The 9,777-nt window shown below is 55.7% G+C and carries 12 protein-coding genes; 6 read left to right on the top strand and 6 right to left on the bottom strand.

From position 1 onward, the window contains the following. From VBE63_RS21465 to VBE63_RS21440, 6 genes are all read left to right on the top strand, one after another. Positions 1-392: DUF4123 domain-containing protein (locus tag VBE63_RS21465; RefSeq protein WP_323685064.1), on the top strand; the 392-nt coding region annotated here is incomplete at its 5' end. Between the two features lie 77 nt (positions 393-469). Further along, positions 470-964 (top strand): PAAR domain-containing protein, encoded by a 495-nt coding sequence (locus VBE63_RS31525; protein WP_416274619.1) that lies wholly within the window; start codon positions 470-472, stop codon positions 962-964. Positions 965-1,269: 305 nt separating this feature from the next. Beyond that, entirely contained in the window at positions 1,270-1,650 is a 381-nt protein-coding gene (locus tag VBE63_RS21455; RefSeq protein ID WP_323685062.1) for a hypothetical protein, read from the top strand. After that, complete coding sequence (locus VBE63_RS21450) at positions 1,643-3,016, top strand: hypothetical protein (RefSeq protein WP_323685061.1); 1,374 nt, start codon at positions 1,643-1,645, stop codon at positions 3,014-3,016. The genes VBE63_RS21455 and VBE63_RS21450 overlap by 8 nt, the downstream gene beginning before the upstream one ends. Then, positions 2,970-3,755 carry an ankyrin repeat domain-containing protein gene (locus tag VBE63_RS21445; protein ID WP_323685060.1) on the top strand — a complete coding sequence of 262 codons (786 nt, stop codon included), beginning with the start codon at positions 2,970-2,972 and terminating at the stop codon, positions 3,753-3,755. The genes VBE63_RS21450 and VBE63_RS21445 overlap by 47 nt, the downstream gene beginning before the upstream one ends. Before the next feature lie 484 nt (positions 3,756-4,239). After that, positions 4,240-4,410: a hypothetical protein gene (locus VBE63_RS21440; RefSeq protein WP_323685059.1), complete on the top strand. Its 171-nt coding sequence runs from the start codon at positions 4,240-4,242 to the stop codon at positions 4,408-4,410. 577 nt (positions 4,411-4,987) lie between these two features. Here the strand turns inward: VBE63_RS21440 and VBE63_RS21435 are convergent. The 6 genes from VBE63_RS21435 to VBE63_RS21410 form a co-directional block, all read right to left on the bottom strand. Continuing rightward, positions 4,988-5,968, bottom strand: a complete 981-nt coding sequence (locus tag VBE63_RS21435; protein WP_323685058.1) for a tetratricopeptide repeat protein — start codon at positions 5,966-5,968, stop codon at positions 4,988-4,990. A 43-nt stretch (positions 5,969-6,011) separates the two neighbouring features. Then, positions 6,012-6,818: a hypothetical protein gene (locus VBE63_RS21430; protein WP_323685057.1), complete on the bottom strand. Its 807-nt coding sequence runs from the start codon at positions 6,816-6,818 to the stop codon at positions 6,012-6,014. A gap of 3 nt (positions 6,819-6,821) precedes the next feature. After that, positions 6,822-7,187 (bottom strand): hypothetical protein, encoded by a 366-nt coding sequence (locus VBE63_RS21425; protein WP_323685056.1) that lies wholly within the window; start codon positions 7,185-7,187, stop codon positions 6,822-6,824. After that, the gene (locus VBE63_RS21420; protein ID WP_323685055.1) at positions 7,184-8,230 is read right to left on the bottom strand and encodes a hypothetical protein; all 1,047 of its coding nucleotides are present in this window, start codon (positions 8,228-8,230) and stop codon (positions 7,184-7,186) included. Before VBE63_RS21420 ends, VBE63_RS21425 begins: the two co-directional genes overlap by 4 nt. A gap of 227 nt (positions 8,231-8,457) precedes the next feature. Continuing rightward, on the bottom strand, positions 8,458-9,123 hold the full coding sequence (locus VBE63_RS21415; protein ID WP_323685054.1) for an O-antigen ligase family protein: 666 nt from the start codon (positions 9,121-9,123) through the stop codon (positions 8,458-8,460). A 27-nt stretch (positions 9,124-9,150) separates the two neighbouring features. After that, entirely contained in the window at positions 9,151-9,687 is a 537-nt protein-coding gene (locus VBE63_RS21410) for a hypothetical protein (RefSeq protein WP_323685053.1), read from the bottom strand. Positions 9,688-9,777: the final 90 nt, after the last annotated feature.

Raw genomic sequence — 9,777 nt, 5'->3', positions numbered from 1 at the left:
TGACATCGGTTTGCCTGCTGCCGGGTGAGATGGATGTGGAATTGGCACAAGTTGCACCCTATCTGGTGGGTCTTGATGATGAGCTAACGGCAGTCGATTGGATTCTATCCGAGGGTTGGGGGCAACACTGGGGAATTTTCTTGATCACGGAGGCCTCCTTTCGCGCCGTGCGACAACATGCGCGCGCCCAACTGCACGTCTACGGCCCCGATGGTGAGCCGCTATTTTTTCGCTACTATGATCCGCGCGTGCTGCGTGTGTTTCTGCCAACCTGTCAGTCACACGAGCTTGTTGATTTTTTTGGTCCGGTTGATCAGTATCTGCTCGAAGCCGAGAACGCTGATTCGCTTCAATTTTACACGATTTCCGACGGGGTCCTACAATCCCGCTAACCCGCACCGCTGAGGCCGGGCGGCATGCTCCACGTACGTTTTGACCTATCCACTTCACCAATAGGGGGAGAGCGCAGATGGCAGGTAAACCCGCCGCGAGGACGATGGACTCGACCGCTCACATGATGTCACCGTTGCTACCCGGACCGGGCAGCTTGAATGTCATGATCGGCTTCCAGCCCGCTTGGCGAGGCATCCCGCTGGCGGCAGCAGCCGGATTGCAGGCAGCAAAAACAAGTTCGCAAGCTCGGCTCGCTGTCGCTAAGTCAGCCACTCTAGCCGCCGCTGGCACACCCGGCGCTCCGGCCGCTAAGGCTGCGGAGGAAAGCCTAAAGGTGGCGGAAGCCGCTGCGATGGGTAGCATGATCAGCAGTATTTCCGCAGGGGCGGACATCCATGCCTGTCCAATGCCGCTGCCGCTTCCACCTCATGGTCCAGGCGTGGTAATCAATGGAAGCACCAGCGTCATGATCAATAACCTGCCTGCCTGTCGGGTTGGCGACACACTCATTGAAGCGCTTGGCCCACCGAACAAGATCGTCAAGGGCTGCTTCACGGTCTTGATTGGCTGAGGATCTAGCGCATCAGATAAAAACTCACCAGCAGGGAGAGATGGGCGGTAGCTAGTGCCAACTAAACCGCACAATCTGTGCCGAATATCAAAGCTCTGCTGCTGACAATTTGGCTTGAAGAGCCCGAAAATCCTCAAAGCTGGATATAAAAAGCAATTTGGAATTCCATTGCCGCCATTACCGATTTGCCAGATCCTGGCCGCTTTGGCCAAACTTGCTGCTCCAGCATCAACGCGATTCTATTGACGGTCATATTCGCAGGAAGACGCAGTGATATCCAGCGCTAAGATGACAGGATTTAGATCATGCTGAAATTCAGTGCCGCACAGATGTCTCACTTGACCCGGACTTCTTTCTTCGAACGTCTTTACCGGTTCATTGAAGACAACGCTTTGCGCGAGGATTGGAAGACATGGATGCGGGATCATCGGCACCTTGAACAGATTTGGAATCCCGTCTGGCCTGCGGCACAGGAACACACTGAGCACGACTGCGCGTTGTTTCTCATCTTGCTTGCCATTCGCTCATTTGAGAGCGATCCTGTGGATAACCCCCACGCTTTGCTTATACAGGTAGCTAGTAGCGAAGTGAGCTTAAAGAGCTACATCGCGGACCGCGGTTATCTGGCTTTCAGCGCCTTCGACTATCCGACCGGATCTCTGTACGATAGGCGATTAGATGTTTAGCCGCTATTACAAGCCGAGCCCGTGCCAGAAATGTCAGAACCCATGTGTCACCGCACGGATTAAAGACGACACTCTATCCGCCGCCGTCGCTGCAAGCATCCAGTCTTTAACTGGTCGACCTGAGGAAGAGCACGGTTTGCTTCCAACAGACGGGCATCCGCAGATGTATTCTGCCGATTCCAGCCCTTGTCTGCAAAAGGCTTTTATCCTGGGCCCTAAGCTTCGGCGCTTTAATCGTTACCGTGAAGCCTTACCGTATGCGCGGGCTGCTAGCGACCTCAACAGCCAACTCGGGGATACGGCGAAGGAGAAAGACAAAAAAGTAAAGGCTGAGTGTCTGAATCGACTTCCAGTAGCAGCTGATGCCCTTTGCGACGAACTCGGCCTACCTAGGGGAACTATTAAAGACGAAGACCTAAGGGACGAGGATTCTGGCTTTCGGGCTGTCATGTATCGCGACGAGAGTACAGGTAAGTTGATATTGGTTGCGCGTGATACTCAACCGAAATCACTAGTTGATTGGCAAACCAATACGCGAAATGGCGAGGGGCGTGATACTGCTCAATATTGGGCCATGAGGACGTTAGCTGGCCGCTTGACTGATGCGGGTGTAGATTACGATATAGCTGGTTATTCTAAAGGGGGGGGACTGGCGCAAGAAGCGGCTTTGGTTAATCCTAAAGCACAGGCGTATCTTTTTAACTCCGCTGGTCTACATGAGAACTCGCTTGCCCGCACCGGCAATACCGACTTCGCATCGCTTGAGTCTCGTTCTCATGCCTTCAGCGCTGAGTCAGATTTCCTGACCTTCATGAACGAGACCACCGATCCTGAGCAACAAATCGAAAATGCCCGTTTTCTTCGTCGCGAGTTAGAAGGTGAAAACCGTTGGGGGGTAGACCCGATGAAAATTGAATATCACAACCCTGAGCACTTGGGCGAACAAAACGAACAAAAAAAGGCTAAGGCACGGTATATGTTGAGCCAAGCGGCAAACCCCATTCCCTTCCCGCTTCGTTTAGGACCGACCTATGATAAAGGTGAGCAGCGGGATATAAATAAGAATAGAGAGTTTTCGGAAGATTTGGAACGCTACTTCGATGAGTTAGACAGGATGATTCTAAAACTTGAGGAAGACCATGAAGCAGGACGGCCTTTAAATTCTTTCCCGCCAGTACGTGCAGTTGAGAAGGAGGTAGTTCCAAACAGCATGAGCAGGACGGGTAAATGGTTAGGTGCGAAAAATCCAGGACCTAATATTGGAAAGCTCGCGCAACACGAAATGAAGCGAGTCCTTGGGCCCATTGAGAAGCAGCTTAATGATGATCGAGAGAAACTCAAGCGCTTTATTAGAGATTGCACCTAAAAATTTTATGGCATTACATCTTTTTATTATTGCCTTTCTGAATTTTTCCATTATAGGCTGCAGCGTAAACCTGGATGGAGACGAAACAATGACAAGCGCCTATTTTACCGGGAAGCTCGCAGAACTAGAGGTTGCAGTGCGTGCCGACGACCCGGCAAGCATAGCAGCGGCTATTGCATCAGGTGCCGATGTGAATGGCCGTGGTGAGCACATGGTAACGCCACTGATAATTGCAGTGGACCGACTCAAAGCTACGGCCGTTGCGGAATTGTTAGCACAGGGAGCAGACCCGAATCTAAGAGCCGACGATGGCGCTAGCGCAGTAAGTTTGGCGGTCGACAATTATCGGGCCGCGCCGGAGATCATGGAACAGATTTTTGAGGCTGGTGGAAACCCAAATACTCTTCGCCCAAACAACAACCCGGTCATCATGCGCTTCGTACATGACCGAAATTGTGAGCGGTTGCGTTACATGAAATCCATTGGTGCCGATCTAGACGTTCGCACTCGGGCGGACGACCCAATCATTACTGACGCGGCCGTAGCACAAGACTGGGATATTGTCTGGTGCTTGATCGAGCTGAACGCTCGATACGACTATGAGACGACAGCTAGATCGCCGATCAGTCGGTCGCTAAGCCGAGGGTTTCCGGCCCCAGACTCCCCCATCTATCCGTACAAGGTCAAGGTCTGGGAATTCCTTAAGTCCCACGGGATCGCCGTGCCGCCGCTGGATTAGGCTAATTCACCTGATCTAATTCATCTGGAAAACGATCAAGCCCGTCATTGTCCGAAGTAAGGTTGAAACCACCGCCTTCAGGCGGCCAGATTGATCGCGCGGGCTCGGGACGCCACCACTGAAGTGGCCGCAGATGTCTGGGACGCGACCGAGATCGCGGTCAGCGCGACCGCCCAAGCGACTTATCGCAAGACTAAGGACGCCGTCGGCCCGCGCATCATCGGTCGATCAGGCGATCGAACTCTGCCCAACCAGCGTCGAGGGAAGGCGTGAGCGCGCTGCAGAGCGCATCCTGCTGATCGCCGACGCCCGCCGGGGGGCCGCGACCCTGCCGGTTTTCGGGCGCAAGTTTGCGCTCGCCACAGCCGCCCGGTTCGAATGGGATATCTTGGCCGTAGAGCACTCATGACTGGCGCAGAATGTTTACGAGGATGACGCTCTCGCGCGTACGGGTTGGAATCGCCTGAGCACTGACCCGGCAGAGTTGGCGAAACGGGGCCTCCGATCAGAGGATTTCGCCCCGACCAACAGTGGCTTTCGGGTTGCACCTTATCGATCCGAGCTGGCGCGCGTCAAGCAGATGCTGATCGAGCGAGGTGTGACCTTCCCCGCCGCCGCGGAGGTTCGGATGGCGGAGGGCGAAGACGAAACCTGAGGCAACTAAAGTCGCCAGTGCGTCCTCGAGCGACGCATCAACGAAGCTGATTTGCCCAAGTGCCTCGTACCTGATGTCCTGCGGGTAGAGGCAACTCTAATGGAAGGTCGCGATTGATCGAGCGGAAGTTGAGCATCGGCGCCTGTCCTGAAGCAGGGCAACAGTCTATCAAGTCAGCAAGCGGGCAGCAGCAAAGTCCGACAGGCTGCTAGAACATGCGCTCGAGCACCTGCACGAACATAATGGGATGGGATGAGCGTAGAAGCACTCAGCAGTCGTAGTGGGTGGCATCGGGGCGATTGATCGCAAAGTTGTGCAGGGCCATGAGCACCTGCTGCTTACGAGGACTCAGACGATGATGGCGATGCTGATATAGTCGTTCCGCTTGATCCGCGGACCACCTCCGCCAGCGTGCTCGGTGGCGAGACGCTCATCCTGTCCGTCGGCCAAGGCGAATGGCTGTAGAGGGCCAGAAAGCGATTTCAGACCTCGACACAGGAACTGCTGCGCTGGAATAGATCGGCAAAGTGCCCGGCGACCTGCTCAAGGTCTACCGGCAATCGATCACCCGCAATCGTCAGTCGCCATCTAATTGCTCAATGCGCTTCTCAAGCAATGCTTTTGTTTCATCACGATAATCTGGACACTGATCCAGACCTTGCTGATAGCGCAGAAGTGCCTCTTCTTTCCGACCAACGGATTCTAAATAGCCGCCCAACCAGACCGCTGCGTCAACAAAGGTCGGATCCTCCGCCATCTGCCAACTGAGCTGCTCCTCGCCTTCCTGGTCGCGCCCAAGCCCAAACAGCGCGAGGCCGCGTCGGAAGTTGGCCGTCCGATTGTAGGGTTGTGTTTCAAGCAACTGATCGGCGACATCTAAGCACTCTTGGTAGTCTCTTAGTTGCCATAAGGACTCAATCAGCCCCTCTCTTGCTGGCAGGTAATTTGGTTTCAAGCGCAGGGCAGAGATGAAGCGCTCGCTTGCCTGGGTGAATTCACCACGCGACATTGCGATCTGTCCAAGGCCGGTATGAGCTTCGTACAGATCGGGGTCGAGCTCAAGGGCATGAGTGAAGAGGCTTTCGGCCCTTGCAGTGTCGCCGCTCAATAACGCCATAGCGCCTAAGCCTTGCCAGGGATCTGCTTCTGTAGGGTAAGCCTGTGTATGCGCCTCTAGCAGCGCAGCGCCGCCCGCTCGCTCACCGAGCATCGCCATCGCGATGCCTAGGCAATTGATCTGGCGTGGCGTGAGTTCACCGTTCTCAAGACCCTGCTGCCCTGCCTCGAAGGCTTCGACATAGTCGCCCATTGCCCAGGAGGCCTCGCAGAGTCCACCCCAAACGGCGGCTTCTGTTGGCATCGCGCGACTCGCGGTACGGTAATACTCGGCTGCTTGCGCGTAATCTTCAGACAGGAGACTGATCTCGCCAGCCAAGAGGTCTAAGCGCGGGTCGTTCGGCGTTGTTTCTCGCGCCTCTGTGACGAGTTGCACGGCTTGCTCAAAATCACCTTGCTCGATCGCAGCAAGGATTGGGCGATAGGTTTCAGGAATCGGCATCAGCTTGCGTGTCTCACTCGTTCGTTACCCTTAGCCGGGAAAGTCATCCCGTAAGGCAGTCGAGAAACTCGACGGTGCCGTCCTTGATGAGATTGTCGACAACCATTCCGACTGCGGTCCCAACCAAAAAGCCGACGGCTGTTCCCACAATAGGCACAGGAATCAGCGTGCCAACCGCAGCCCCGAGGGCTCCATAGGCAACACCAGAGCCGACGCCATAGCCAACATCGATCAAGTCTTTCTTTTCATACTTCGACCAATCGAAACCTTTCTCGTAGACCTTGGCCCCAACTTCAATGATGGCCGATAGACCGAGAGCTCTAGGTTTTACCCCATCCCGTAGACTCTTTGCGGCTGCTTTTTTTGCGGCAGCCCCCATGCCATCCTTGCCAAGCTCTTTTTTCAGACGCTTTGTTGCGTCGAGAAAACTATTGCGCAGTGATCTGCGCCCGTCGAACAGCTTCTTGGCCTGGCGCCCTGGAATCGCTGGCGGTGCTCGGTCGTCGAGCATGTTAGCGAGGGCAGACGCTCTGCCTCTGCCAGTCTTTCTGCCCGCCGCCGCTGCGTAGCCCTTGACGCGCTCGGGGTCGATGACTTCCTTAACCGCAGACTTCACACTGCCTGAGCGTACTGCATCTGCCACTTCTGTCGGTTTGGCGCCGCGTTGAGCACGAATTGCTTTGCCAAAGCAGTCAGTCGCGTGTTTAGCTACCCGAGTAACCGCTCGACAGGCAATCGTGCAAGCACTTTTTGCGACATTGACGAAGCTCGTTGCAACCGCCTTACGGGCGGCCTTAGCAGCAGACCATGAATTGTCCCAGGCCTGCCGAAAGCGGTCTCCAAAGGCCATAATCTACTCAGCCGCCTCCAGTACGCGAAAGAGTTCTGTCGCCCAGTCAAGCAGTTGCACAGAACGCTGCTGTGGTTTAGTTACACGATCCCCAAGGATGTCTGCGGCGACAGGAAACTCCTGATCGAAATCGACGCCGAGCAACCAAGCGGTGACGCAGTATCGAGCAATCTCATCCTCTGCCGCTAGCCCCCAAGATTCCGAGCGCTCGATCAGTTCAGTCAACGCCTGGCGGAAGGTCTCCTGCGGCTCATCTGCAGTCTCTGGAAACTGCTCATGCAGGAAGTCCACCAGCCGATCAAGAAAAGAGGCCTCCTGATGCGCCTGCAACTGCTGCATCTGTTCGTGGCTGATGGTGAGGAAGTTCATAGCAGGCCCTGATTGAGTGTTTCTCGATAGTGACCCAGCATCGGAAAGCCCCTCTTCGCCGTATGTCCAGAGAGAAATTCTTGCCCATCGTTGATTTCGGTCAATCGTGTTGCAGGGGAAACGTCCGCCAACAGCCGCAGCTCGTTCCAGCGTCTTGCCTCGACTCGATTGATCCAGAACTTGGCTCCTGGAATCACATCCAACGCCCGCGCATAGAAGGTGCCGAGCACACAAAGCAGCTCCAGCGCTTCTTTGAGATGACCGGATGTGGCGCCGCCTTTCCGCATCCGTGACGCCAAGGCCTCAAGGCGGTGCCCGACGCCCAACACCGTGGTTCCACTGCCCAAACAGGCGGTGGTGTGGTTGAAACGCGCATCGATGCCCGAGCCGGAGAGCCACAGGGCCGATTGCGAGTCGAAGACGGTGCGCCCGATGCTCCAAAGCGTCGCCCCGAGCATCTTCCATTCGCCGGCTGTTGGTCGCAGGCGGCTGCGCTGCAAGCGTAATCCGAGGCGATGGACCTGATCCCAGCGTTGTTCGATGCGCGCGAATCGCGCCTGCAACTCACTGACATGCTGGTCGATCTCCTCCAGGAAGCGCACGGCGGCCTTGGCGGAGATCACGTCGCCTTGCTGCCAAACCGTGGGTCTGCGACCGCCAACGGCCGTGAAGGCCATTTGTTGATGAAAGCCGAAGCTCTGATAGGACTGTAGCGTTAGGTCTCGCCATTGATAAGGCGCTGCGTAACCATCGCGGCTCTTAAGTGCAAGCGCATGCGCGATGGCTTCCTTAAGGTCGTCGCAGGCGTTGCGCCCCGGCCCGTTACTGGCCGCCGCCTCGAGTGTCTGCGTGAGACGCTTGCGCATAGTGGAATCGCTACACTGCGCGATCCCTTGCCGGCAGCGATAAAACAGCGCGAAGGCCTCATTGAGAAAATGAATCGCCTGAATCCGATTCTGGAGCGCGGAACCCTGGACATCACGGGGAGTCAGCGCGATCTTCAGATCGCCACGCCAGTAGAGTTCAAAAATCCGATGGTCCATTGTGGGCAGCTTTGAAAGCATTAACAAATACTAATAGCGCTTCTGCTTTTGCTATTGTACCCATCAAACTGATGGATTCGAAGGAGCGTTTCAGGTTTTCCGCTGCGCGGCTTACCTGAGAGCCTTTCAAACAGTATTTGCTAATATGTTGATACGGTTGCCCTGTCTCCTGTCCGAGCCGTGACAGTTGTCTCTACGCCACATCTATCAATTTCATACAACTTTCGCTAGAATTCACCAAAAGTACATTGTTGTTTTTTCGCACACCCCACCATTACGACCGTCATAGCCGTGACGAAAGTAAGCATCAATACAAGCCAAAGCCGCAGCAGGCTAAGGTCGACTAGGCCGGCTGTGAGCACCACACACAACGCCGCAAACAAGGCGGCAGCAGAGGTGCGCAACCGCTCCTCATTGCGCATGATCCGAACCAGCGCACTAATCAGGCTAGTGATCCAACCCGCGAAGCAGAGGGCACCCAGTAGCCCTCGCTCTGCCAATAGCTCTAAGTATAGGTTGTGCGCCCAAGGCATGTGGCGATCGTCCCAGTGTACCCAATCGGGTAGCCTGAGCGCGGCGGCATACTGCTCGTACAAGACGGAAAAGCTGCCAGCACCCTGCCCAAGCCAAGGCGCATCACTGAACATCTGCCACGCTGTCAGCCAAAGCCGCAGCCGTGTCCAGCGGACGGGATCACTGAATTTGGCCAACATACCGAAGCCGGTGACCGCGTCTAGCAGGAGTGCTAGCAGCGCAGCGGCGCCGGTCGCTGCCAGCAGTTTGGCAAGGCTCCGCATCGTGCGCGTCAAGCCCAGCGCCAGCACGACGAGCCCGATGATCAATGACAGCAAGGCGCTGCGGCTCTGATATGTAAGGATGATTAAAGCCGACATCAGGAACGCCGTCAGCAGCAGGGCTCTTCATAGCCAGCGCAGACGCCATGCGCTGCAGCGCAGGAATAGAACTGCCGTGATGGGGGCAATCATCGCAAGAACAGCCAAATCGTTGGGCACGCCAAGAAGAGGCAGCGCAGCTTGCTCGACCAACGTACTCGGCGAAGCGTCAATCGATAACCTGAGAACCCCAAGTTGAGCGCTGATCAAGCTACCAAGCAAGGTCAAGCTGACAAATAAGCGCAGTAGATCGCGAAGATCGAACAGTCGAACGATAATGAGAAAGATGACAGCACAGGGCAAGTAGCTTAACAGGAACAAGACACCGCGCTCCGGCTCAGCGCCAACGGCGACTGAGAGTACTGAGGATGCAACGAAGGCTGCAGGCCACAGCATCAGCCACCACGCATATCGGTTCTCGGCCACGCGGCCATAGACAGCGGCAATACCTGCCGCCGACAGGAATGGGAGCAACGCCATTGGTGAGGCTCCAAGACCGATGGCCGGCAGACTGAGATAGACGCTGCTCTTGGCAAGGCTCGGGATGAGCAAAGGTTGCTTCATCGGTGCGTTATTCATAAATTACGGGCGCCAGATCTAACGGCGTGGGACGCCTTAAACAATGTCGGTCGACAACTGAGGTTGGTCGAACAT

The sequence above is a fragment of the Lamprobacter sp. genome, assembly GCF_034860625.1.
GTDB lineage: Bacteria > Pseudomonadota > Gammaproteobacteria > Chromatiales > Chromatiaceae > Lamprobacter.
Note: the sequence above shows the minus strand (reverse complement) of the source record. Positions and strands in the feature narration are given on the sequence as shown.

Coding starts and splice junctions, on each gene's coding strand:
- VBE63_RS21445 (WP_323685060.1), top strand. CDS start 2,970: ATGATGATCGAGAGAAACTCAAGCGCTTTATTAGAGATTGCACCTAAA.
- VBE63_RS21415 (WP_323685054.1), bottom strand. CDS start 9,123: ATGTCGGCTTTAATCATCCTTACATATCAGAGCCGCAGCGCCTTGCTG.
- VBE63_RS31525 (WP_416274619.1), top strand. CDS start 470: ATGGCAGGTAAACCCGCCGCGAGGACGATGGACTCGACCGCTCACATG.
- VBE63_RS21450 (WP_323685061.1), top strand. CDS start 1,643: ATGTTTAGCCGCTATTACAAGCCGAGCCCGTGCCAGAAATGTCAGAAC.
- VBE63_RS21425 (WP_323685056.1), bottom strand. CDS start 7,187: ATGAACTTCCTCACCATCAGCCACGAACAGATGCAGCAGTTGCAGGCG.
- VBE63_RS21430 (WP_323685057.1), bottom strand. CDS start 6,818: ATGGCCTTTGGAGACCGCTTTCGGCAGGCCTGGGACAATTCATGGTCT.
- VBE63_RS21420 (WP_323685055.1), bottom strand. CDS start 8,230: ATGGACCATCGGATTTTTGAACTCTACTGGCGTGGCGATCTGAAGATC.
- VBE63_RS21435 (WP_323685058.1), bottom strand. CDS start 5,968: ATGCCGATTCCTGAAACCTATCGCCCAATCCTTGCTGCGATCGAGCAA.
- VBE63_RS21410 (WP_323685053.1), bottom strand. CDS start 9,687: ATGAAGCAACCTTTGCTCATCCCGAGCCTTGCCAAGAGCAGCGTCTAT.
- VBE63_RS21455 (WP_323685062.1), top strand. CDS start 1,270: ATGCTGAAATTCAGTGCCGCACAGATGTCTCACTTGACCCGGACTTCT.